The organism is Roseobacter sp. FCG-D35 (genome assembly GCF_033436665.1).
Lineage (GTDB): Bacteria > Pseudomonadota > Alphaproteobacteria > Rhodobacterales > Rhodobacteraceae > JAWQFO01.
This window is the reverse complement of the sequence record NZ_JAWQFO010000006.1, coordinates 135,506-159,621: the sequence shown is the minus strand read 5'-3', so window position 1 is coordinate 159,621 and position 24,116 is coordinate 135,506. Positions and strand designations below refer to the sequence as shown.

Genomic DNA, 24,116 nt, shown 5'->3' with positions numbered 1-24,116 from the left:
CCACAAAAAATTTTCCGTGGGGTATCCTATCGCGAAGCGACCTACCCCACAACTTATTTTCTGTAGGGTATGACGCCGACACGATCGTCCGCCTCAGCCCGTTCCCAGAACCTCGGAAAGCAGCGGGTTCGGGAATTTCCGGGCGATCGTGACGGCCGAAAAAACTTCGCGAACATCTTCGAGACGGGCGAACTCGGTCAATCTACCGGCCTTCAGCTCGTCCTGGACGACGATGGGCGGAATGACCGCAACGCCGGCATCGGCGCGGGCGAGCAGGCGCAACATGGCCATGTCATCGGCTTCGGCCGCAACCCTCGGGAAGATCCCGAGCCGCTCCAGAAGGGCGTCGAACCCGGCCCGCATCGACGTCTCCGGCGTCGGCAGGACAAGCGGTTCGGTGGCCAGGATGCTTGCGATGTCGAGGGTCTTCCCGGACATCCTGTTCGGCGCGCCGACAAGGCTGACGGGTTGCTCCGCAAGGGCGTGGACAAGATAGGGACTCGACGCGTCCCGGGCCGGAACCATGTTCGTCAACACGATGTCGAGCGCGTGCGCTTCGAGACCGCGCAGCAGAGCGTCCTGTGTGCCCGACCGCAGGATGACCTCGACATCGTTGCGCCCGATGATCGGGTCGAGGAACCTCATCTGGAAATTGCGGGACAAGGTTGCAAGCGCCCCGATCCTCAGGACACGTCGCTTCGCCTCGGCCCGCTTCAGTGTCGCGGTCAGGTTCTCGGCCGCGCGAAAGATTTCGTCGGCGTGATCGAGCGCGATCCGCCCCGCTTCCGACAGGACAAGGTTCCGACCGCGCCGTTCGAAAAGTTGGTGCCCAAGGGACTCTTCCAGTGCCTTGATCTGGGTCGAGACTGCCGACTGAGAGATGTTGAGCGACCGCGCAGCGCCTGTCAGCGTGCCGTCCCGGGCGACGGCACGGAAAAGGCGCAGATGATGAAGGTTGAGATTGGACATACTTCTACAAAATCGAACGTTATATCGCAATATATGTAATTTTATTGAACTCTGCCACGGCGTATCCGGTTTCCGATCAGGATCGGAGACATCAATGGACTTTTCGCCCAGTTTTCTCGCCCCCGGCGTCCTCGTGGCTGCCGCCGTTTATGCCTGGCGTCACCCGGGCCGCAGACCTGAAAACGTTCCACGCATCGCGGAATTTGCAAGCCTTGGCGGCCTTGCCCTTGCAATACTTGGTCTCGTCCAGGTCGCGACCGGCGGTCCCACAACCGTTTCGGCATTCGACGGGATCGCGAACCTGGCGCTCGAGGCCACCCTCGTGACGTCCTCTCTGGCGGTGCTGGTGGCCTTCATCGGCTGGATCGTGATCCGGTACAGCCGCACCTATCTCGACGGCGAGGCGCATGAAGGCCGGTTTCATGCACTGATGCTGGCGACGCTGGCCGCGGTGTTGCTCTTCGTCCAATCGGGCAGCCTTTCGATGCTCATCGCGTCGACCGTCCTTGTCGGGCTTGGCCTTCGGCAGCTTCTGCTGTTTTACGGCAACCGCCCCGAGGCCCGCCGGGCCGCCACGAAGTTCGCGCTGGTCTGGCACGGATCGGACGCCGCCCTTGTCGTTGCCGCGCTCCTGCTGGCCGCGAGTTACGGTACCGGGAACCTCGGCGAGATCGTGACGAGAGCCGGCACCGAAGGCCTGACCCTGGCCGCGACGTTCGGGATTGCGTTTATCGTTCTTGCGGCCATCTTCAAGACCGCGGCCTTTCCGTTGCACGGCTGGCTCACCGAGGTCATGGAAGCCCCGACCCCGGTCTCGGCCCTGCTTCACGCCGGCATCATCAACTCGGGTGGCGTGATCCTCATTCTCCTCGCCGGTCTGGTGCAACTCAGCCCCGGGGCCATGGCGGCGCTTGTCATGATCGGCGGGTTCACGGCCCTGTTCGGGGCGGCGGTCATGCTGACGCAAAGTGCCTTCAAGACCGCGCTGGCATGGTCGACGGTATCGCAGATGGGGTTCCTCCTCTTGCAATGCGGGCTCGGTCTCTGGGCGCTGGCACTTCTGCATATCGTGGCGCATTCGCTCTACAAGGCGCATGCCTTCCTCAGTTCCGGCGGCGCGATCCAGTCAGTGGCCAGCCTCAGGCGTCCCGGTCCGATCGCGGTGCCGAGCGTCGGTGCGGTGCTCAAGTCCTTCGCCCTGGCGCTTGTCCTCTACGCCGTCATCGCCGTTACCTTCACCGCGCTCATCGGTCCGAAGTCACCGCAGGCGCTTGGCATCGGCGCGATCCTGATCTTCGGCGTCGCCTACCTCGTAGCGCAGGGCCTCGCCGATCTCGCACCCGCGGAGTTGACCAAACGCACGGCAGTGGCCTCGCTCGGCGCCGCGATCGGCTACTTCGCCTTTCAGGCCACGGCACAGGCCATCTGGGGGCCGGGCCTGCCGCCGGCACCGGCACCCGGTCCGCTGGAATGGGCTCTGATCGTCCTCGCCGTCGCCTCCTTCGGCCTGGTGGCCTTTGCGCAGGCGCTGTTTCCGCTCTGGGCGCATCACCCGTCGACCGCCGGGCTGCGGGTACACCTTGCCAACGGCTTTTACCTCAACGCCCTGCTTGACCGCGCCATCGGCGGTTTCCGCAGCGCAAAGATCAACTGAGATCATGGAGACCGAGATGTTCATGAAACATGCGCAGATCGAACCTGCCTTCGTATCGGCGATACTGAAGGCCGCCGAAGACGCCGCGCGCCGCATCCCACCTGCCTTTCCGCTCGACGCGACCGTCGCGGTCAATCCGTTTCTCGGACAGACCGGCGAGGATCTCGCCACCGCATCCGCGCGGCTGCAACGAGTCGCGGGGGTCCGGGCGACCCGGACGGGCGCGGATTTCTCGGCGGCCGTCGAGGCCGGAGAGTTGACGGACGCGGATCTGGAAGCGGCGTTTGCGGCATCGACCTCGCCCTTGAAACCGAAGGATGTCTCCGCGCTTAGGGCGGTCCTGGAAGCTGCGCAAACGCCTGCTCCGGCGGCTCTGCCGACCGTGGCGGAGCTTGCCGCCGAAGCAACGGGCACGGACTGGCCCTCGATCATCGAGAAGTCCTTCGGCACATGGGCCGCCGGACATTTCGACCGGGGCCAGGCGCTCTGGTCTCCCGCTCCCGGCGCCGAAACCTTCGCATCCTGGCGCGCTTGGGCCACTCAGGATCTTACGCCGGAGATTGCCGGTCTCACCGGGTTCTGTGCCCATGTCGCCGGGGCACCGGACACGCCCGAGCGCGCGATCATCCGGGCCGCCGAAGCGCTCGGCCTCGACCCTGCGTCATCCGAAACCGCCTTTCATCGCCTTTACATGGACCTCGGGGGTTGGTCCCAGCATGCGCGCTGGCTGCTCTGGCAAGCCGAACTTGCCGGCGGCACAGACCAGACGCTGCTCAGCCTTCTTGCGATCCGCCTGATCTGGGAAGAGGCGCTTTTCGCGCATGTGCCCGACCTGGCGGAGAACTGGGCAGAGGTCGTCGCGAAGCACAGAGCGCCGGTCGAACCTTCGGAGACGGATATTGCCCTGACGATCCTGCAGGACGCCGCTGAGAGGGCGCACCAGCGCCGGCTGGCCGCAGTCCTCTACGGAGAATCCAAGTCCGGAACCAGGGCCGCGCTTCAGGCCGCCTTCTGCATCGACGTCCGTTCGGAAGTCTTCCGCCGGGCGCTGGAAAGCGTCGACCCGACGATCGAGACGATCGGCTTCGCGGGTTTCTTCGGCCTGCCGCTGGCGCACAAGGCACAGGGTTCGGATGTGGTGGAGGCGCATTTGCCGGTCCTTCTCAACCCCGGCATCGAAACGACAAGCCATGCCGACGCGATGCACGAAAGGGATATCCGCATCGCCGCCAGAACGACGCGGGCCTGGGGACGCTTCCGGCAGGCCGCCGTGTCGTCCTTCGCCTTCGTCGAAGCGGCAGGGCCGTTTTATGCCGGCAAGCTGCTGAAAGACGCTTTCGGGGTGAAAAGCAGAACGGAAATGATCGCCCCGGTCCCGCAAGTCGTTGGCGGTCTCGATGCGACGGCCAAAGCCGAGACGGCCGCGACCGTTCTCGGGGCGATGAGCCTGACCAAGGGCCACGCAGAGATCGTCCTTTTGCTTGGTCATGGCGGTCAGGTCACCAACAACCCGCATGAAAGCGCGTATCACTGTGGCGCCTGCGGCGGGTACACCGGAGAGGTTTCGGCGCGACTGCTCGCCGTGCTGCTGAACGATCCCGAGACCAGAGCAGGTCTTGCCGAGCGCGGCCTCCCGCTGCCGGACGACACGCTTTTCGTCGCCGGTCTGCACGACACGACGACCGACGAGATCGCGATTTTCGACGATGGGCTTCCCTCGGATCGGGCCGAAGACATTCGCCGCATGAAGAGCTGGCTAACGCAGGCCGGCAAGATCGCGCGGACCGAGCGGGCAGCGACACTGCCCGGGGCGAACCCGCAAACGGTTTCGGACCGCGCCCGGAACTGGGCCGAGATCCGGCCCGAATGGGGTCTGGCCGGATGCGCCGCCTTCATCGCCGCACCCCGCGCGGCAACCCGCGGCAAGAACTTGGGCGGACGATCTTTTCTGCACAGCTACGACTGGAAGCTGGACGAGGACTTCCGGACGCTCGAACTCATCCTCACGGCACCCGTCGTCGTGGCAAGCTGGATCAGCCTGCAATACTACGGATCGTCCGTCATGCCGTCGGTCTTCGGCGGGGGCAACAAGCTCATCCACAACGTCGTCGGCGGGATCGGCGTCATCGAGGGCAACGCGGGAAGGCTCAGGCCCGGCTTGCCGTGGCAGGCGGTTCACGATGGCGAGTGTCTGCGGCACGAACCGCTCCGGCTGTCGGTCATGATCGAAGCACCGCGCCAGGCGATCACCGGCGTGCTGGAGCGGCATCCGGAAGTCCGCGATCTGTTCGACAATGGCTGGCTGCACCTTTTCACGTTGCAGGGTGGCAGGATCGATGCCCGCTACCGTTCCGGCTTTCGCTGGAATGAAGAGAAGTGCGGCGCACTTGCCGCATGATATTTTCATCGTGTTTGGCCAGAGAATGATTTGGTAGAGACCGCGGTTCCGCCTCGCCGGGGCCTGTCGTTTCGATACGAAGCCGCTTGACTAGTTCTACATCGAACCATTATAGTTCGATGTAGAACTAGGAGGCTTATCATGAACCGCAGAAAATTTATCAAGCTCGCCGGTGGAGGCGTCGTCGTCGCCGCAGGCTCCGCCGCAGTCTTTGCATCGACACGCACCCCGTCCGCGGCACTCGCCCCGTGGAGCCTGGCCGGCACCTATGACGATCCGCGAATGAATGCCCTGTCCCACGCGATCCTCGCGCCCAATCCGCACAATCGGCAGCCGTGGCTCATCGAGCTGGTCGGTGACGACGCGTTGACCCTTTACTTCGACACCGACAAGCAGCTGCCGCACACCGACCCGTTCGATCGGCAACTCACGATCGGACTTGGTTGTTTCCTCGAACTGATGCGGATGGCCGCCAATGCGCAGGGCTACAGCGTCGACGTGGACCTGTTCCCGGAAGGAGAAGACGAGACCGGTCTGGACAGCCGCCCGATTGCACAGGTGACCTTCGCCGAAGCGCCCGCGGTCGACGATCCGCTGTTTGCGCATGTCCTGAAACGTCGGTCCAACAAGGAACCCTACGATACCTCGCGCGCCGTTCCGGCCGATGCGATGGAACGGATCCTGAAGGTTGGAAGGCATGCGCATCTCGGCGGTGCGTCCAGTGACGAGGAGATCGCATTCTGGCGCGAGCTGACCACGAAGGCGTTGATGATCGAGATCGAAACGCCGCGCACCTACAAGGAAAGCGTCGACCTGATGCGCATCGGCAAGGCCGAAGTGAACGAGAACCCCGACGGCATCGATTTCAGCGGTGCGATGTTCGACACGCTCGCATTGACAGGGATAATGACGAGAGAAGCCTCGCTGGACACCAGCTCCACGGGCTTTCAGGAAGGCATCAAAGCGGTGATCGCGAATACGGAAACGGCCATGGGACACCTGTGGATGGTGACACCGGGCAATTCCCGTCGAGACCAGATCGCCGCGGGCGCCGATTGGCTCAGGGTCAATCTCGCCTGCACGGCAGAGGGGCTGGGTTTCCAGCCGCTGAGCCAGGCCCTCCAAGAGTATCCCGAAATGGCGAAACTTTACGCCGTGACTCACGAACGCCTGGCGCCGGACGGCGGCACAGTTCAAATGCTGGCGAGGATCGGCTATGGTCCGGAAATTCCGGTCAGCCCGCGGTGGCCGTTAGACGCCAAAGTTGGAAACGTGTGAAAACAGACGACGACACAGCGCTGGAAGTCTTCGGCTTCTTCAACGAGATCGGGATCATCAATCAGCTTTCGACGACGATGCTGGCAAAAAGCCTGCCAGACGGGATCCACCCGTCGCACTTCTCGATCCTGAACCATCTCGTGCGCATGGGTGACGGCAAATCGCCGCTGCGGATCGCCTCGGCGATGCAGGTTACGAAGAACACGATGACCCACTCGCTCAAGGTCCTGCAGGATCGCGGCTACATCGGCGTGGAGCCCAATCCGGACGATGGCCGCGGCAAGCTGGTCTACCTGACCGACGCAGGCCGCGTCTTCCGCGACCAGGCCATTCTGCGGGTCACGGATGCGTTCGGCGACGTCATCGGACCGGACCAACTGTCGATCATACGCCGCATCCACGGCGATCTGGAACTGATCCGCGCACACCTCGACCGTAACAGATGAGGCATGGTCGGCGCCGTAACCCGCCGGCCACCCCTCCTTGCCAACAGAGCGCCGACGCGGGCCCGTGAGACTGCGGCGATCAAAGGTTCTCGGCGATGAGGATCTCGGTTCGAATCCGTTCCTGAGAGGCCAGCGTGCTGCGGTTCTCGCACTTGGCGCGCAGAATCCGGATGGCGCTGCGGACCAGGTGGCCGGGGTCCTGGTGCACCACCGCGTCAATCTCGCCACGGCGCAAGGCGTGCTCGGTCGCCGTCGTGCGCTCGTGCGCGATCAACACCCGTCCCGCCAGTGCCGACAGGTCGCGGGCAATCTCGATCGGGATCCGCGCATCCGCACCCATGAAATAGAGGCCTACGACATCGCCATGCGCGGCGAGCACGTTGTATAGGATCTGTTGTGCACGCCCGGCATCGCCGTGGGTCTCCAGCGTCGGAAGGGTCCTGAGCCCGGGATAATCGGCGTTGAGGACCGCATCGAAGCCCAGGCGCCGCTCGAGGCTGCTTCTTGCCTGGATTGTCTCGGCCAGCACGGCGATGGTGCCGCGCGCGGGACCGAGAAACCGCGCCATGAGCCGCCCGGCTGTGGCCCCGGCGGCTCGGTTGTCGATGCCAACGAAGTCGAGGCCCTCCTCCTCGGGCTGGTTAGAGACGAAGGCGATGGTATGAATGCCGCGCTCGCGGACCCGCCCGATCGCATCGCGCACCTGCGGCGTCTCCGGCGCCATGATCGCGATGCCGTCATGGGTCTCGGGAGACAATCGTGCCAGCGCCCGGGCAATCCCGTGCGGATCCTTGTCGTCTAGGTGCAGGATCGGGGTCTCGATCATCTCGGCCCGGCCAGCGCGCTCGAACTCTCGGATGCGGGCGGTGATCTCGTCGAGAAAGTCGCCACCCGCGCGCGGTAGGGCAAATCCGAACCGATAGGCGCGCTGCCGCGCCAGCGTGGCAGCCACCTGGTTGCGTTCGAAACCGATCTCCTCGATCGCCTCGTTGACCGCGTCCACCGTCTTCTGCCGCACCCCGGCCCGGCCGTTCAGAACCCGGTCGACCGTGGCAAGGCTCACGCCCGCTGCTTTCGCGAGATCCTTGGTGGTTGGCCGCATTGCCCGGAAAACCCACGTCCTGCCGTCACTTGCCGCCCAATATGTCAACGGCGCGAAGGCGCGGCAAGAAATTTTGAGGTACGTACCTCAGTTTTTCGTTGATCTGATGTGCGTACCTCATCTAGCGTCGTGTCAGTCGAGTCGCGGCAGCGAATCCGCGACGGATCACATGGGAGGATGTCTGCAATGAAAGTGAACCGTTTCACGTCCGTGGCTGCCTCGGCGCTCTGCGCCGGCGCGATCGGGACCGCGGCTGCCGCCGAGGATCTCACGCTCTGCTGGGCCGCCTGGGACCCGGCCAATGCGCTGGTCGAACTGTCCAAGGATTTCGAGGCCGAGTCCGGGCACACGATGAGTTTCGAATTCGTGCCCTGGACCTCGTTCGCGGACCGCATGCTCAACGAACTGAACTCGGGCGGGCAGCTCTGCGACCTGATGATCGGCGACAGCCAGTGGATCGGCGGCGGGGCTGAAAACGGCCATTACGTCAAGCTCAACGACTTCTTCGACGCCAACGGGATCGACATGGCCGACTTCATCCCGGCCACAGTGACCGGCTATGCCGAATGGCCGAAGAACACCCCGAACTACTACGCGCTGCCGGCCTTCGGCGACGTGGTGGGCTGGACCTACCGCAAGGACTGGTTTGAACGCCCCAAAATCCAGGAGGCTTTCCAGGCCGAGTATGGCCGCGAACTCGCCGTGCCGGCCTCGCTCGAGGAACTGAAGGAAATCGCGCAATTTTTCCAGGGCCGCGAGATCGACGGCAAGACGGTCTACGGGGCCGCGATCTATACCGAGCGCGGCTCGGAAGGTGTCACGATGGGCGTGACGAACGCGCTCTACAACTACGGTTTCCTCTACGAGAACCCCGATCAGCCCTACGAACTCGACGGCTTCGTGAACTCGGAAGGTGCCGTGGCGGGGCTTGAATACTACAAGGAACTCTACGACACTGCGGTGCCGCCGGGGTCGTCGAACTGGTACATGGGCGAGAACATCGACGCCTACAAATCGGGCCAGGTCGCGCTGCAGATGAACTTCGCCTTCATCTGGCCCGGCGTCGAGGCCGACCCCAACGTGGGCGGCGGCAAGTCGGGGTATTTTCCGAACCCTCCGGGTCCGGCGGGCCAGTACGCCCAGCTTGGCGGGCAGGGCATCTCGGTCGTGGCCTATTCCGACAAGCAGGACGCGGCGCTTGAGTACATCAAGTGGTTCGCCCAACCCGAAATCCAGGCCCGCTGGTGGGAACTCGGCGGATATTCCGCTCTACGCGCCGTCGTCGAGGATCCCGGCTTCGCCGAAAGCCAGCCTTATGCGCAAACCTTCCTCGACAGCATGGCGATCGTGAAGGACTTCTGGGCCGAGCCCGCCTATGCCGACCTGCTGCTGCCGATGCAGGAACGCATCCACAACTACGTGGTCGCGGGCGAAGGCACGGCGCAGGAGGCGCTGGACGGCCTGGTGCGCGACTGGACCGAGGTCTTCGAGGACGAAGGCAAGCTCTGACGCCCCTCCCCGTCCGAGCCTTCGGGGTCACCTGACCGCCCCTGACACCTCCCGGCCGCCACGGTCGGCCGGGAGGATCTCGCCCGCGCCCCAGACCGGCGCCACGGGTCCGACCGCCACGGGACACGCCCAATGACCAGAACCGCACTCGACAGGGTCGCAGAGGCCACGCCGCAGCCGATGGCGCGGCGCATCCGGGGGCTCTCGGACCGCAGCATCGCCTGGATCTTCGTCGCGCCCACGATCTTCCTGCTGCTGGCGGTCAACATCTTCCCGCTGATCTGGACGATCCGGCTCAGTTTCACCGACTACCGCGTCAACCGGCCAAACCGCGAGGTCGAATGGATCGGCCTGCGCAATTACGAACGCATCCTGTCGGACCCGGACATCTGGCAGACCATGCAGGCCACCGCGCATTTCCTGATCTGGACCATCGTCCTGCAGGTGCTGATCGGCTTTGCGCTGGCCTACCTGATCAACAAGAAGTTCCGGGGCAACGATCTCTGGACCACGATCATCGTGTTTCCGATGATGCTTTCGCCGGCGGTCGTCGGCAATTTCTGGACCTTTCTCTACCAGCCGCAGATCGGCCTCTTCAACTACGTCGTCGCTTTTTTCACCGGCGCCGACCCGGCCAGCTTTTCGATGATCGGGGACGTGCAGCTTGCACCCTGGGCCATCGTCATCGCCGACACCTGGATGTGGACGCCCTTCGTGATGCTGATCTGCCTGGCCGGGCTGCGTTCGATCCCCGACAGTATCTACGAGGCTGCCGAATGTGACCGGGCCAGCCAGTGGCGCCAGTTCTGGACCATCACCGTGCCGATGGTCCTGCCCTTCCTGATGCTGGCGGTGCTCTTCCGGGGCATCGAGAATTTCAAGATGTTCGATCTCGTCGTGCAGCTGACCGGCGGCGGGCCCGGCAACACCACGACGCTGACCTCGATCGACCTTAAGCGCGAAGCCTTCGAGAAATGGCGCACCGGCTATTCCTCGGCCTACGCGGTCATCCTTTTCGTCACCGTCTTCGGCCTCGCCTCGATTTACGTGAAGGCGCTCAACAGGGTGAAACAGCGATGAGCTTTTCGGTCACTGAACCCGCACGCGCCACCAAGTGGATGGCGGGCATCCTGGTGGTCGGCTACGCGCTGATCACGATCGCCCCACTGCTTTGGATCATCGCCACCGGCTTCAAGTCGGGCCCGGATTCCATCGCCTACCCGCCAAAGCTGGTGTTCGAGCCGTCGCTCGAGGGCTACGTCAACCTTTTCACCGAGCGCACCCGCGCCACCGAGGACATGCTCGAGGCCGCGGGACCGCCGGAGTCCTGGGTCGACGAGGTGGCCCGCGCGCAGGGTACGATCATCACCGGCGCCTCGCGCTACGGCGAACGCTTTCTCAACTCGGTCATCATCGGCTTCGGCTCGACGGCGCTGTGCATGATCCTCGGCACGGCCGCCGCCTACGCCTTCAGCCGCTTCCGGGTGCCGCTCAAGGACGATCTGCTGTTCTTCATCCTGTCGACCCGGATGATGCCGCCCATCGCCGTGGCTATCCCGATCTTCCTGATGTTCCGGCAACTCGGTCTCAGCGACACGCATTTGGGCATGATCCTGCTGTACACCGCGGTGAACCTGTCGCTGTCGGTTTGGCTGCTGAAGGGCTTCATCGACGAGATCCCGGTCGAGTACGAGGAGGCGGCGCTGATCGATGGCTACACGCGCTTTCAGGCCTTCTACAAGGTCGTGCTGCCGCAGGCCGCGACCGGCATCGCCTCGACAGCGATCTTCTGCCTGATCTTCGCCTGGAACGAATACGCTTTCGCCGTCCTGCTGACCTCGGGCACGGCGCAGACCGCGCCGCCGTTCATCCCCACGATCATCGGCACGTCCGGCAAAGACTGGCCCGCCGTCGCCGCCGGCGCCACGATCTTCCTCGTGCCGGTCATGGTCTTCACCATCCTGCTGCGCAAGCATCTGCTGCGCGGGATCACCTTCGGAGCGGTTCGGAAATGAACAATTTTCTCGCCGGACTGCTGCGCCTGCGGCGCGGCCCCTGGGAACTGGTCGCCTCGGCTCTCATCGCGCTCGGCGTCGTGATGCTGATGCAGCCTTTCGTTCTCGCGCTCTACAGCTGGTCGTTCCTCGTCACCCTGACCGGCACGGTGATGTTCGTCATCGTCAGCCATTTTCCGGAGTAGCCCATGGCGCAGATCAGGATCGAAAACCTGCGCAAGGATTTCGGCGCCTTCACCGCGGTCCGATCCTCGAGCTTCACAATTGAGGACGGCGAGTTCTTCATGCTGCTCGGCCCGTCGGGCTGCGGCAAGACCACCACGTTGCGCATGATGGCGGGACTCGAGCTGCCGACCGCCGGGCAGGTCTACATCGACGGCGAGGAGGTCGGCCAGAAACCGGCCAGCAAGCGCAACATCGCCTTCGTGTTCCAGATGTTCGCGCTCTATCCGCACATGACGGTGCGTGGCAACATCAGCTACCCGCTGAAAAGCCAGGGCATGGGCAAAGCGCAGATCCGCCAGAAGGTCGGCGAGGTCGCCGAGATCCTCGGCATTACCGCGATCCTCGACCGCCCGGTCGGAGGCCTTTCGGGCGGCGACCGGCAGCGTGTTGCGCTGGGGCGGGCGATTGTGCGCGACCCTAAGGCGTTCTTCATGGACGAACCGCTCGGCGCGCTCGATGCCGAGTTCCGCGAGCACATGGCCGGAGAGTTGCGCGCGCTCCATGACCGGATGGAGGCGACGACCGTCTACGTCACACACGACCAGCTCGAGGCGATGCAAATGGGCGACAAGATCGTCGTGATGAACCACGGCGTCGTCGAACAGTTCGGCGTTCCGCAGGACATCTACGACTGGCCCGCGACGCGTTTCGTCGCCGAGTTCATCGGCTCGCCGCCGATGAATTTCCTCGACTTCGAGGGCATGATCGGCGCCGGACAGGATACGGTCCGGCTTGGCGACACCACGCTGCAGGTGCCGCGCAGCATCGACGGCGCCAACGGTCGGCTGAGTTTCGGCGTGCGCCCAGAGCATGTCCGGCTCGACGACGCCGCGCCCTATCGCGGGCGGGTCGTGGCCACCGAGTACCTCGGCACCACCCAGATCGTGACGCTGGACACCGCGCACGGAGCGCTCAAGGCCCGCGTCGCGAGCAACGTGCCGGTCCGCGTCGGGGCCGCCGCGGGCCTCGCCTTCGACGCGCAGAGGGTCACGCTGTTCGAGAACGCGCACGGCCATGCCCTGCGGTCCGAGGCCAACAGGGGAGTGCTGGGCGATGGCTGAGATTCGGCTCGAGGGTATCGCGAAATCCTTCGGCGCGGATGTCGCTCTTGACGACGTGACGATGACCGTGGGCGACGGCGCGTTCGTGGTCCTGCTCGGCCCGACCGGCGCCGGAAAAACCACCACGCTACGCGTGGTCTCGGGGCTCGAGACCGCGGATCGCGGACAGGTGCGGATCGGCGGGCGCGACATGGCCGGGCTGACGCCGGCGCAGCGCGACGTCGCCATGGTCTTCCAGCAATACTCGCTTTATCCGCACCTGTCGGTGCGCCAGAACCTCGAGTTCCCGCTCAGATCCCCGATCCTGAAAACGCCGCAGGACGAGATCGACCGCAAGGTCGGCGCGGTGGCCGAGGTGCTGCAGATCTCGCACAAGCTCGACAACAAGGCCACGGCCCTTTCCGGCGGCGAGATGCAGCGCGTTTCGATCGGCCGGGCACTGGTGCGCGACCCGTCGGTCTACCTGATGGACGAACCGCTCAGCTCGCTCGACGCCAAGCTGCGCGCCGATCTCAGGATCGAGCTCAAGTCGATCCAGGCCGATCGCGGCGCGACCCTGCTCTACGTGACCCACGACCAGATCGAGGCGATGACGATGGCCACCCATATCGGCGTGCTCGACCAGGGCCGGCTGGTGCAGTTCGGCGTGCCCCGCGCGATCTACGAGGATCCGGTCAGTGTCTATGCTGCCAGCCGCCTCGGCCAGCCACGCATCAACGTCCTGCCCGCCGATGTCTTCGGCGGCGCGCCCGCCGCCGCACGGTCGATCGGCCTGCGCCCCGAGCAGATCGTGCAGGGCGAGGGCGAGGACAGCTTCGTCCAGCGGGTCGAGCATCTGGGCGACCAGACCCGCCTGCACCTGACCTTCAAGTCGCACGAGATCGTCACCGTGACCGACGCCCACACGACGCTGAGATCCGGCGACGTGGTGAAGATAAGACCCCAGAATCCATTCTACTTCGACGCCACCGGCGCGCGTGTCGCCTGAGAGAGGACAACATGGCCCAGTTCATCAACGACAAGGACAAGACCGTCACCGAAGCCATCGACGGCGTGGTACGGTCCTCGGGCGGAGCGCTGGCCCGCATCGACGGGTACCCGCACATCCGCGTGGTCGTCCGCAGCGACTGGGACCGGTCCCGCGTGGCGCTGGTCTCGGGCGGCGGGTCGGGACACGAACCCGCCCACGCCGGTTTTGTCGGCGCCGGGATGCTGACGGCGGCGGTCTGCGGCGACGTGTTCGCCTCGCCGTCGGTGGACGCCGTTCTCGCCGGTATCCTCGCCGTCACCGGGCCGGCGGGATGCCTGCTGATCGTCAAGAACTACACCGGCGACAGGCTGAACTTCGGGCTGGCGGCGGAACGCGCCCGGGCCTTCGGTCTGCGGGTCGACATGGTGGTGGTCGATGACGACATCGCCCTGCCGGACCTGCCGCAGCCGCGCGGCGTGGCCGGCACGCTATTCGTCCACAAGATCGCCGGGGCCCTGGCCGAGGACGGCGCGTCGCTGGACGAGGTGACCGCCGCCGCCGAGCGGGTGATCGCGGGCACGCGCTCGATCGGCATGTCGCTCGACACCTGCACCGTGCCCGGCTCACCCAAGGAACACCGCATCGCCGAAGGCCGGGCCGAGCTTGGCCTCGGGATCCACGGCGAGGCCGGGGTGAGCCAGATCGACTATCACAACGCGGAACAGGCGATGGCCGCGGTCACCGAGCGACTGGCCGCGGTGATGGAAAAGCGGCCGCATGTCGCGCTGCTCAACAACCTCGGCGGCGCCTCGGTGCTCGAGATGTCGATCCTCGCCAACGACCTCATCAACTCGTCCATCGGCGGCGATCTCGAGCTGATGATCGGACCCGCCGCGCTGATGACCTCGCTCGACATGCGCGGTTTCTCGGTCTCGGTCTATCCGCTGGATGACACAGACCGCGACTGGCTCGCAGCGCCCTGCGCGCCCTCGGCCTGGCCGGGCTGCAAGAAGATCACGCCCGTCAACACCGTGGCACTGCCCGACGGGCTGCGCCCGATCCGCCCGATGCCCTCCGAGCATTCGGAAACCGCGGCCTTCCTGACGCGATGCTGCGAGGTGCTGATCGCCGCCGAGGCCGACCTCAATGCGCTGGACGCCAAGTCCGGTGACGGCGATACCGGCTCGACCCTGTCCGGGGCGGCCCGCGCGCTGATCGGCGCGCTCGACCGGCTGCCGCTGGCCGATCACACCCAGCTGTTCCGCGCCATCGGGCAGGAATTGACGCAGACGATGGGCGGGTCTTCCGGCGTGCTTCTGGCAATCTTCTTCACCGCGGCGGGCGATGCTGCGGCCAGCGGTCATGGCATGGTCGCAGCCCTTCAGGAAGGTCTGGCCCGGATGCAGCGCATCGGCGGCGCCGAGCCCGGGGACCGGACCATGGTCGACGCGCTCAAGCCCGCGCTGGAAGCCCTTGCCGACAGAGGTCTGCCAGCAGCCGCCGAGGCCGCGCGGCAGGGCGCGGATCACACCGCCACCATCGTCAGGGCCAAGGCCGGGCGCGCCTCCTACATCAGCGCCGACCAGCTCAAGGGCCATGTCGATCCGGGTGCCGAAGCCATTGCGCGCCTGTTCGAGGATCTCGCCCGATAACATGTCCTCGATAGGGCCCCCTTCCCGACACCGCCGGCCGCCTGACTTTACGCAACTCGCAGGCCGGCTATAGTCGGCGGATGCAGGAGAACGTCCCTACAAGCGACCGGGACAGTTATCGCGCCCGGCTTATGGCCGAGCGGGCCGAGTTGCTGGCGGCCTCCGAAGAGACGGCCGGGGCACGGCGGCCGGTGGAACTCGACCAGCAGAGCGTGGGACGGCTGTCGCGTATGGACGCGATGCAGAACCAGGCGATGGCCAAGGGGGCCGAGGCGCGCCGCGCAGCGCGGTTGCGCCTGATCGAGAGCGCCCTGGCGCGGCTCGGGACCGAGGACTTCGGCTTCTGCGACGATTGCGGCGAAGAGATCGAAGCCCGGCGGCTCGACCTCGACCCGGCGCTTCTGCGCTGCCTGTCCTGCGCGCGCTGACCGTCGTGGCGCGCCTTCTGATCGTCTACCATTCGAAGACCGGCGGCAGTCGGCAGATGGCCGAAGCGGCGGCAGAGGCCGCGCAGGCCGAAACCGAAACCGCCTTGGTGACGGCACAGGACGCCGGGCCGGATGACCTGCTTGGGGCCGACGGCTATCTCTTCTGCGCGCCGGAAAACCTCGCCGCCATCGCCGGTGTGATGAAGGATTTCTACGATCGCAGCTACTACCCGGTGCTCGGGCGGATCGAGGGGCGGCCCTATGCCCAGATGGTCTGCGCCGGATCGGACGGCGAGAACGCCGCACGCCAGACCGCCCGGATCGCCAAGGGCTGGCGGCTGCGCGAGGTGCAGCCGCCGCTGATCGTCTGTACCCATGCCCAGACGCCCGAGGCGATCTTGGCAGAGAAAACCATTCCGCCGGAGGATCTTGAACGATGCCGCGAACTCGGCGCCGCGATGGGCGCGGGGCTGACCCTCGGGGTGTTCTGAGCGGACAGGCCTAGCCCCACGGACCCTGCCCTGGCTGCTCGCGCCGTGTGCGCGGGCGCGGGCTCGGTTGCGGCGTGCTGCCGGCCTCCTGGGCCATGCGCTGCAAGGCCGCCACGCGGTTCTCGGTCGCGGGATGGGTCGCGAACAGGCTGTCGCGGGCATGGGCGTGCAGCGGGTTGATGATGAACATATGCGCTGTCGCCGGGTTGCGTTCGGCGGCGTCGTTGTCGATGCGCGTGGCCCCGGCCTGGATGCGTTGGAGCGCGCTGGCCAGCCACAGCGGCTGACCGCAGATCTCCGCCCCCGACTTGTCGGCTGCATATTCGCGGGTGCGGCTGATCGCCATCTGCACCAGCGCCGCGGCCATCGGCGCCAGAAACATCAGCGCGATGGTTCCGATCAGCCCCGGGCCGCTGTCGCGCCGCCCCCCGAACAGCAGGGCGAAGTTGGCCAGCATGGTGATCGCGCCGGCGAAGGTCGCCGTGACCGTCATGATCGCGGTGTCGTGGTTTCGGATGTGCGCAAGCTCGTGCGCGACCACGCCCGCCAGCTCCTCGCGCGAGAGGCTGTGCAGCAACCCAGTGGTCACCGCCACCGCGGCGTTCTGCGGATTGCGCCCCGTGGCGAAGGCGTTGGGTTGCGGCGTATCGATCAGGTAGACGGCCGGGGTCGGCAGCCCGGCGTTCCGCGACAGCTCTGCCACCATCGCGTTGAGACCGGTTCGGTCGTCCGCCCCCACGGGGCGGGCGTTGTGCATCCTCAGCACCATCTTGTCGGAGTTCCACCAGGTGAACACGTTCATCGCAGCGGCCCCGAAGAACGCGAAGATCGCGCCACCGGATCCGCCAAGCAGATATCCAACGCCCATGAACAGCGCGGTCATGGCAGCCATCAGAAGGGCAGTCTTTGCGTATCCCATCGCGTCGATCTCATGTTGCGTGCCGATGCCAAGGATATAGGTCGGCCTTTCGGCGACACAATCGCGCCCACACGCCGGAAAACGCGTAGGGCTAGTGCAGCATTCCCCGACACTCGAACGACCGGACCATGCGGCGCGCGGGGTCTCCGTAGCCCGTCTCGGGATCGCCGCGCAGTTCCGGGAACAGCGTCAGCAGTTCCTCGCGCTGGTCGGGGTCGATCGCCTCGAGACCGCAGGCGCCGGGATGCAGGCTTTCCGCGGCGACCCCGTTCGCGAACACGATCTCGTGCCGGTCGAACAGCAGGTGGACATATTCGATGCACGTGAGCCGGGTGTCGACGAACACCCCGTCGCCGTCGACGAGATGCTTGGCCGCGCCCAGCACCTCGGGCTCGCCGAACCACAACTCGGCGCGCCAGTCCGAAAGCAGCAGGCGGTGCTGTTGCGACACCAGAAGGTCATGCGTGGCACCGAAGCGGCCGGCCTTGATGCGCACGGGCGCGAGGTTACCCCTCGCCGGCACGATGCGACGCCCGATCCAGCGCACCGGCTGCGGGCCGTGGTCCAGCGTTTCGACCATGTCGCCCACGTCAAGCGTCTCGACGGGGCGCGCGCCGTCCGGCGTCGCGATCCGGGTTCCGGCGGCGAAGCAGACCACCTGTTCGATTTCGGAAAAGTTCGTCACGCTGAGCACCGACCCGTCCGGGTTGAAGAAGGTGACGGTGCCACTTTCCGTCGCCGGGTCGTTGCCGGTGTAGTTGATGCGCCAGTTGGTGCCCGAGATCACGACCTGGTCGAAGTCCGACCCGCCTTCGCCGCCCGTGATGATGTCCGAGCCGTCTCCGGCGATGACAAAGGTATCCTGGTCGTCACCGCCCTGCAGCGTGTCGTCCCCGGCCCCGCCCTCGATGGAATCGTTGCCGAAACTGCCGTCGATACTGTCGTTTCCATCGCCGCCCAGTATGGTGTCGTCGCCGGTGAACGCGGTGATCGTGTCACTGCCGTCGCCGCCGTCGATGAAATCGTCGTTGGCCCCGGAATCGATCTGGTCGTTGCCCTCGCCGCCCTCGATCGTGTCGCGCGCGTCGCCGGTCTGGATCGTATCGGCGCCGCCGCCGCCACGCACGGTGTTCAGCGAATTGGTGCCGTCGAAGACCGTAATCGAATCGTTGCCGTCGCCGCCTTCGGCCAGGACGGTGGAATTGTCGCCCATGAAGACATTGAGCGTGTCGTTGCCAGTGCCCCCGTCGAGGGTGACGGTCTGGCCACCCGCGCCGGTCTGCTGGATGAAGTCGGCCCCTGCCCCGCCCGACAGCGCGTTGTTCCCGGCGAAGTCCTGGATGTTGTCGTTGTCGTCGCCACCCTGAACCGTGTCGTTGCCAAGTCCGCCCTGCAGCGTGTCGCTGCCAGCCCCGCCGTCGATGGAATCGTCGTCCTCGTTGCCGTCGATCGAGTCCGCTCCAATGCCGCCGAAAAGGGTGTCGTTACCAGTGCCCCCCAGGATCGTATCGGCTCCGGCGCCGCCGTCGACGCTGTCTGCCCCTGCCCCTGCCAGGATCGAATCGTTGCCCGCCGGCCCCGTGGCCGACGGTGTGACGGCATCGAAGAAGATGTCGGTGATCTGCAGCGCGTGCGTGCCCGGGTCGCGGCTGGCGTAGTCGAGCCGGATCTGCGCGACGGGCCCCTCGATCGTCACCAGCACCGAGGCGTCTGGATCGGCCGACGAGGTGCCGCCGCGTCCGTCGATGGCCGCCGCGGTATCCGCTCCGAGAATGCCGTCGGTATCGGTCAGCTGGATATCCTGCCCGGCGCTCAGGCTGACCCGGACCGGGTTGCCCGCGGCATCGAAGGCAAAGACGCCGACCTGGTCGAGAAAGGCGCCTTCGTCGATGTCGTTGAGGCGGAAGGTGACGTTGCGCACCTCGTTGGCGATCCCCGACTGGTTTGCCGTGAAATCGAAAGTGAGCGTCGAGGTGTCGCCGCTGCCGAACCCGCGCAACAGACCGGCGCTGTTGGCTCCCGGGGCTTCGGTTCCGCCGGGGTTCACCCCGGTTGTGATCTGTGTCTGGTTGTCGAACTCGAACTCGGCGCCGGCCTCGATGGCGGTGAAGGTGACACCGACGTCGATCAGGCCGGTATTCTGCGTGAAACCGCTCGGATAGTCGTCGCCGTCGTCGATCTGGCCGCCGTCGTCGGGGTCGGGCACGACATCCCACTCGAAGGACTGCCGCGTCAGCGTCGGGGCCGCCTCGCCGCCGTCTCCGAGGATCGTGTCGGCGCCATCGCCACCCAGTATGATGTCGCTGCCGTCGCCGCCGGTTATGCTGTCGGCCCCCGCCCCGCCGTCGAGGCTGTCGGTTCCGAGCCCGCCCTCCAGCGTGTCGGCACCCCCGCGACCGAAAAGCGTGTCGTTGCCAGCCCCTCCCGACAGGCTGTCGGCTGCCGAATCCTCGCTGCCGCCATCCAGAACGTCGTTGCCGGCGCCTCCGAGAAGCGTGTCGGCCCCGGCATTACCCGTCAGGCTGTCCGCACCGCCCTCGCCGGCGATGAAATCGTCGCCGGTGCCGCCGGTGATCGTGTCGTTGCCGTCGGCGCCGTATGCGGTGTCGTTGCCCGCCCCGAGGCTGATGTTGTCGAACCCGCCGCCCGATTGCGCGAGATCGTCGCCCGCTCCCATCGACCATGTCTTGGGATTGAACGCGGCGGGATCGTTGAGAATGAAGGCGTCGTCGCCGTCTGACGCGATCTGGCCATACTGGAAGTCGCCCTGGGCGACGTTCTGCAACACGCCATTGCGGTTCTGGATGTAGTCGAACCCGGCGTTCGGCTGGAGCGGGACAAAAACCCGGAAATCATTCGAGCCGTTATCGATCTCGAACCAGATCCCGAAGATGGGTGTTCCCGAAGCATCGTTCAGCGTCGCGGTGCCGCGGTTGGCGCCGTCGATGGAGGTATAGGTGACGTTCAGGTCCGGCTCGTCCGCGCGTCCCCCGATGACCTCGTTGAACGCTGTTATCGTATAGGTCTGTGCGAACCCCAGGTCGGTCGAGTCGCGGTTGAGGAAGTTGTCGGAATCGTCGTCGGTGATCGTGATCGTCACCTGATCCCAGAGGATGTCCGAATTGTTGCCGGCAACTTCGACCACGACGGCATTGGTGAAGGTGTACGTCGCCATCTCGCATTCCCCGATAGCCCCGGCCCGGCACCTTCGTTGATACCCGCAAAGCCGCCCGGATTCCATCTTGGCGCGCACGTCGGCGACGTTTCATCCAATGGGGGCAAGCCGCGCCATCGAGGCGCGCAAGGGTTGTGAATTGCGGCTGCTGGCAGACGACGCGTTTTGCCCCATGTATGTCGGCAGGCAAAAAGGTTAGCCTGCGTCGATGAATCAGAGCACTGCCACACCGAGGACCGACCTGATCGTCTGTCCGCATTGCGACGCGACCTTCGCGCTGCAGCGTCCCGAAAAGGGCGAACGCGCGGTCTGCCGGCGCTGCGATACCGTCCTGATCGAGCCGCGCCACAAGGCCGGCAAGCAGATCATCGCGGTCTCGCTGGCCGGCGTCATCCTGATCGTCGCGGCAACGGTCTTTCCCTTCCTGACGATCCACACCTCGGGCGTGGGCAACTCGGTCTCGATCCTCGACGCCGCGCTCGCCTTCAGCGACGGCCCGCTGATCGTCCTGTCGTTGCTGACCGCGGCGCTGATCGTGTTCCTGCCGCTGACACGGCTGCTGCTGTCGCTTTACGTGCTGATCCCGGTGGTACTGGACCGTCCTCCGGCACCCGGCGCGCTGCGCGCCTTCCGGCTGGCCGAGGCGATCCGGCCCTGGTCGATGGCGGAAATCTTCGCGATCGGCTGCGCCGTGGCGCTGGTCAAGATCTCGGATCTCGCGCAGGTCACGATGGGTCCGGCTTTCTGGATGTTCTCGGTGCTGGTGGTTCTGGTCGTGGTGCAGGACAGCTTCATGTGCAGGTGGTCGGTATGGAATTCGCTGGGCAGCCAGACAGGATCCTGAGCGCCAAGGAACTCGGCCTCGTCTCCTGCACGCGCTGCGCCCAGGTCTGGCCCGAGGGAACCGAGCATTGCGGGCGGTGCGGGCATCGCCTGTCCCAGCGAGATGCGCACAGCCTGCAAAAGGTCTGGGCCTTCTGGATCGTCGGCATCATGGCCTACATCCCGGCCAACCTCTACCCGATGCTGCAGACGCGAACCCTGTTCTTCGTGCAGGAGAACACGATCATCGGCGGTGCCGTGGAGTTGATCGAGTACGGCAGCTGGGTGGTGGCGCTGATCATCCTCTTCGCCAGCGTCGCGATCCCGATCGGCAAGTTCGTGGCCATCGCCTACCTGGCGATTTCGGTGCAGTACCGCTCCACCGCCTCCTATCGGCAGCGGCATATCCTCTACGAGGTGGTCGACTACATCGGGCGCTGGTCGATGATCGACATATTTGTGGTTGCCATCATGTCCTCTCTGGTGCAACTCAATACGCTGGCAGCGGTAAACCCCGGCAAGGCCAGCCTGTATTTCGCCCTGTCGGTGATCTTCACGATGCTGTCCGCGCAGGCCTTCGACAGCAGGCTGATCTGGGATGCCCAGGCGCAGGAGGAAGGAACGTCTCGGAATGACTGACGGACCCTCGCGGGTAGACATCGAACCTTCCCGTCCGAGCCTCTGGCAGCGGGCCTCCGCGGTCTGGATCATCCCGGTCATCGCCCTTGTCGCAGCACTCGGCGTGGCCTGGCAAAGCTACAACGACCGTGGCCCGATCATCTCGATCATTTTCGAGAACGGGGCCGGCATCAAGGCCAACGAGACCGAGCTGCGCTACCGCGACGTGACCGTCGGCCTGGTCGAGGACGTGGACTTTTCCGCCGACCTGTCCTCGGTCGTCGCCCGGGTGCGCATCGACAAGGGCGTGGCCCCCTTCCTCGATGCCGGCGCCACCTTCTGGGTGGTGCGCCCCGAGGTGACCACGCGCGGGATCACCGGGCTCGACACCGTTTTGACCGGCGTGTTCATCGAGGGCAGCTGGGACAGCGAGATCGGGCCGCGCCGCGAGGAGTTCCGAGGTCTCTCCGAGGCGCCGCTCTACCGGCCCGGCGACGCCGGCCTGCAGATCGCCCTGCGCTCGATCCCTGGCCAGTCGCTGGCCCATGACGTGCCGATCCTGTTCCGCGGCATCGAGGTCGGGCGCGTCGGCAAGGCCCGGATCTCGCCCAACGGCAATTTCGCCATCGCCGAGGCGCTGATCTACGAACCGCACGGCCGCCTGATCACCGCCTCGACCCGGTTCTGGGACGTCTCCGGCTTCACCTTCTCGGTCAGCCCCTCGGGGGCCGAGATCGACTTCAGCTCGATCGCCACACTGGTCAGCGGCGGCATCACCTTCGACACCTTTGTCTCCGGCGGCGAGCGGGTATCCGACGGCTCAACCTTCGACGTCTTCCCCGACATCGACACGGCCCGCAACTCGGTTTTCAACGCCTCCGAGGTCGCCGAACTGCAGGTACGCGCGGTCTTCGAGGACAACATCGCCGGGCTCGCCGTGGGCGCCCCGGTCGAGCTCAACGGCCTCAAGATCGGCACCGTTCAGTCTGTCAACGGCATCGTCGACGCCGATGCCTTCGGCGACAACCGCGTGCGGCTCAACGCGGTCCTGGCGATCCAGCCGGCCCGGCTCGGCCTGCAGGGCGAGGTCACGCCCGACACCGCGCTGGCCTTCCTCGACAACCGCGTGCGCGAAGGGGTGCGCGCGCGACTGGTCTCGGCCAGCATCCTGACCGGCGGGCTCAAGGTCGAACTGGTGCAGCAGGACAATCCCGAAGATGCCGAGATCGAGGTGCCCGACACCGGCGGACCCCCGGTCGTGCCAACGATGGAGGCCGAGGTGTCCGACGCCGCGGCGACGCTGGAAGGCGTGTTCAACCGGGTCAACAGCCTGCCGATCGAGGACCTGCTGCAAAGCGCCATCCGCTTCATGGACAACGCCCGCGCCCTGATCGGCAGCGAGGAAATCCGCGAGACCCCGGCCGAGATCCGCGGCCTGATCGGCGATATCCGCGCCGTGGTGCAGTCCGAGGAGGTGCAGCAGATCCCGGTCACGCTGAACGCCGCCATCGCCCGCATCGAGACGGTGATCGGCCAGATCGAGACCGAGCAGGTGGTACGCAAGGTGACCGAGGCGCTGGACGAGGCGGTGCTGGCCGCCGCCAACATCCGCACCGGAACCGAGGGCGTGCCGGCGCTGGTCGACGAGCTCAACAGGCTCGCCGCCAATGCCGCCGACCTGCCGCTCGACCAGCTGGCGCAGGAGGTGACAGACCTCGTCGCCTCCGCCGAGGCGGTGATCGGAACCCCCGCGGCGCGCGAATTGCCCGCCGATCTCGGCGCGGCGCTCGACGAGATCAACGCCACGCTGCGCGAATTCCGCGAGGCCGGCACCGTGGCCAAGATCACCGCGACCCTCGACGAAGCGGTGGCCGCCGCCGCCAATATCCGCACCGGCACCGAAGGCGTCGGCACCCTGGTCGAGGAACTCAACGCGCTCGCCGCCAAGGCCAACGACTTGCCGCTCGATCAGCTGACGCAGGAGGTGACCGACCTCGTCGCCTCTGCCGAGGCCGTCATCGGCACCCCGGCGGCGCGCGAACTGCCCGAGGATCTCGGCCAGGCGCTGGAAGAGATCAACGCCACGCTCGCCGAGTTGCGCGAGGGCGGCGCGGTGGGCAACATCAACGCCACGCTCGGGTCGGTGCGCAACGCCGCCGACCGCATCGCGGTGTCCGCCGACGACCTGCCGGCTCTGGTCGCGCGCATGACCCGCGTGCTCGACCAGGCCTCAAACACGATCGCCGGCTACGACCGCGGCGAGGCGCTCAGCCGCGATGCCCAGGCCGCGCTGCGCGACATCTCCCAGGCCGCTGATGCGTTGACCTCGCTGGCGCGCATGCTCGAACGCAATCCAAGCTCCTTGATCCGGGGACGATGACCAG

At 65.9% G+C, this 24,116-nt stretch carries 20 protein-coding genes; 16 read left to right on the top strand and 4 right to left on the bottom strand.

Features of this window, described 5'->3' with window-relative positions; all coding sequences use genetic code 11:
• Positions 1 to 93: 93 nt before the first annotated feature.
• Positions 94 to 969: a LysR family transcriptional regulator gene (locus R5H30_RS15050; protein WP_318329319.1), complete on the bottom strand. Its 876-nt coding sequence runs from the start codon at positions 967 to 969 to the stop codon at positions 94 to 96.
• Positions 970 to 1,063: 94 nt separating this feature from the next.
• On the opposite strand from R5H30_RS15050, the gene R5H30_RS15045 reads away from it, so the two are divergent.
• From R5H30_RS15045 to R5H30_RS15030, 4 genes are all read left to right on the top strand, one after another.
• Positions 1,064 to 2,623 (top strand): proton-conducting transporter transmembrane domain-containing protein, encoded by a 1,560-nt coding sequence (locus R5H30_RS15045; protein WP_318329318.1) that lies wholly within the window; start codon positions 1,064 to 1,066, stop codon positions 2,621 to 2,623.
• A 4-nt stretch (positions 2,624 to 2,627) separates the two neighbouring features.
• Positions 2,628 to 5,021 carry a YbcC family protein gene (locus R5H30_RS15040; RefSeq protein ID WP_318329317.1) on the top strand — a complete coding sequence of 798 codons (2,394 nt, stop codon included), beginning with the start codon at positions 2,628 to 2,630 and terminating at the stop codon, positions 5,019 to 5,021.
• Between the two features lie 141 nt (positions 5,022 to 5,162).
• Positions 5,163 to 6,299 (top strand): Acg family FMN-binding oxidoreductase, encoded by a 1,137-nt coding sequence (locus R5H30_RS15035; RefSeq protein ID WP_318329316.1) that lies wholly within the window; start codon positions 5,163 to 5,165, stop codon positions 6,297 to 6,299.
• Positions 6,296 to 6,745 carry a MarR family winged helix-turn-helix transcriptional regulator gene (locus R5H30_RS15030; protein WP_318329315.1) on the top strand — a complete coding sequence of 150 codons (450 nt, stop codon included), beginning with the start codon at positions 6,296 to 6,298 and terminating at the stop codon, positions 6,743 to 6,745. Before R5H30_RS15035 ends, R5H30_RS15030 begins: the two co-directional genes overlap by 4 nt.
• A 79-nt stretch (positions 6,746 to 6,824) precedes the next feature.
• Here the strand turns inward: R5H30_RS15030 and R5H30_RS15025 are convergent, their stop codons facing one another.
• Entirely contained in the window at positions 6,825 to 7,847 is a 1,023-nt protein-coding gene (locus R5H30_RS15025) for a LacI family DNA-binding transcriptional regulator (protein ID WP_318329314.1), read from the bottom strand.
• Positions 7,848 to 8,033: 186 nt separating this feature from the next.
• Between R5H30_RS15025 and R5H30_RS15020 the strand changes: the two genes are divergently transcribed.
• The 9 genes from R5H30_RS15020 to R5H30_RS14980 all read left to right on the top strand — a co-directional run bounded on the left by R5H30_RS15020 (position 8,034) and on the right by R5H30_RS14980 (position 16,198).
• Positions 8,034 to 9,356: an ABC transporter substrate-binding protein gene (locus tag R5H30_RS15020; protein WP_318329313.1), complete on the top strand. Its 1,323-nt coding sequence runs from the start codon at positions 8,034 to 8,036 to the stop codon at positions 9,354 to 9,356.
• 132 nt (positions 9,357 to 9,488) lie between these two features.
• The gene (locus R5H30_RS15015; RefSeq protein ID WP_318329312.1) at positions 9,489 to 10,436 is read left to right on the top strand and encodes a carbohydrate ABC transporter permease; all 948 of its coding nucleotides are present in this window, start codon (positions 9,489 to 9,491) and stop codon (positions 10,434 to 10,436) included.
• Positions 10,433 to 11,371 (top strand): carbohydrate ABC transporter permease, encoded by a 939-nt coding sequence (locus R5H30_RS15010; protein ID WP_318329311.1) that lies wholly within the window; start codon positions 10,433 to 10,435, stop codon positions 11,369 to 11,371. Before R5H30_RS15015 ends, R5H30_RS15010 begins: the two co-directional genes overlap by 4 nt.
• Positions 11,368 to 11,556 (top strand): hypothetical protein, encoded by a 189-nt coding sequence (locus R5H30_RS15005; protein ID WP_318329310.1) that lies wholly within the window; start codon positions 11,368 to 11,370, stop codon positions 11,554 to 11,556. Before R5H30_RS15010 ends, R5H30_RS15005 begins: the two co-directional genes overlap by 4 nt.
• A 3-nt stretch (positions 11,557 to 11,559) precedes the next feature.
• Positions 11,560 to 12,657 carry an ABC transporter ATP-binding protein gene (locus R5H30_RS15000; RefSeq protein ID WP_318329309.1) on the top strand — a complete coding sequence of 366 codons (1,098 nt, stop codon included), beginning with the start codon at positions 11,560 to 11,562 and terminating at the stop codon, positions 12,655 to 12,657.
• On the top strand, positions 12,650 to 13,645 hold the full coding sequence (locus R5H30_RS14995; protein ID WP_318329308.1) for an ABC transporter ATP-binding protein: 996 nt from the start codon (positions 12,650 to 12,652) through the stop codon (positions 13,643 to 13,645). The genes R5H30_RS15000 and R5H30_RS14995 overlap by 8 nt, the downstream gene beginning before the upstream one ends.
• A gap of 11 nt (positions 13,646 to 13,656) precedes the next feature.
• The gene (locus R5H30_RS14990) at positions 13,657 to 15,279 is read left to right on the top strand and encodes a dihydroxyacetone kinase subunit DhaK (protein ID WP_318329307.1); all 1,623 of its coding nucleotides are present in this window, start codon (positions 13,657 to 13,659) and stop codon (positions 15,277 to 15,279) included.
• Positions 15,280 to 15,359: 80 nt separating this feature from the next.
• Positions 15,360 to 15,707 (top strand): TraR/DksA family transcriptional regulator, encoded by a 348-nt coding sequence (locus R5H30_RS14985; protein ID WP_318329306.1) that lies wholly within the window; start codon positions 15,360 to 15,362, stop codon positions 15,705 to 15,707.
• A gap of 5 nt (positions 15,708 to 15,712) precedes the next feature.
• On the top strand, positions 15,713 to 16,198 hold the full coding sequence (locus R5H30_RS14980) for a flavodoxin family protein (RefSeq protein ID WP_318329304.1): 486 nt from the start codon (positions 15,713 to 15,715) through the stop codon (positions 16,196 to 16,198).
• 10 nt (positions 16,199 to 16,208) lie between these two features.
• Here the strand turns inward: R5H30_RS14980 and htpX are convergent, their stop codons facing one another.
• Positions 16,209 to 17,117: a zinc metalloprotease HtpX gene (htpX, locus tag R5H30_RS14975; RefSeq protein ID WP_318329303.1), complete on the bottom strand. Its 909-nt coding sequence runs from the start codon at positions 17,115 to 17,117 to the stop codon at positions 16,209 to 16,211.
• A gap of 91 nt (positions 17,118 to 17,208) precedes the next feature.
• The gene (locus tag R5H30_RS14970; RefSeq protein WP_318329302.1) at positions 17,209 to 20,292 is read right to left on the bottom strand and encodes a Hint domain-containing protein; all 3,084 of its coding nucleotides are present in this window, start codon (positions 20,290 to 20,292) and stop codon (positions 17,209 to 17,211) included.
• A 208-nt stretch (positions 20,293 to 20,500) separates the two neighbouring features.
• Here R5H30_RS14970 and R5H30_RS14965 point away from each other — a divergent pair, with 208 nt between their 5' ends.
• The 3 genes from R5H30_RS14965 to R5H30_RS14955 are packed head-to-tail and all read left to right on the top strand — an operon-like array spanning position 20,501 to position 24,112.
• Positions 20,501 to 21,136 carry a paraquat-inducible protein A gene (locus R5H30_RS14965; RefSeq protein WP_318329301.1) on the top strand — a complete coding sequence of 212 codons (636 nt, stop codon included), beginning with the start codon at positions 20,501 to 20,503 and terminating at the stop codon, positions 21,134 to 21,136.
• Positions 21,103 to 21,753, top strand: a complete 651-nt coding sequence (locus R5H30_RS14960) for a paraquat-inducible protein A (protein WP_318329300.1) — start codon at positions 21,103 to 21,105, stop codon at positions 21,751 to 21,753. The genes R5H30_RS14965 and R5H30_RS14960 overlap by 34 nt, the downstream gene beginning before the upstream one ends.
• Positions 21,746 to 24,112, top strand: a complete 2,367-nt coding sequence (locus tag R5H30_RS14955; protein ID WP_318329299.1) for an MlaD family protein — start codon at positions 21,746 to 21,748, stop codon at positions 24,110 to 24,112. The genes R5H30_RS14960 and R5H30_RS14955 overlap by 8 nt, the downstream gene beginning before the upstream one ends.
• The last annotated feature ends 4 nt before the right edge of the window (positions 24,113 to 24,116 follow it).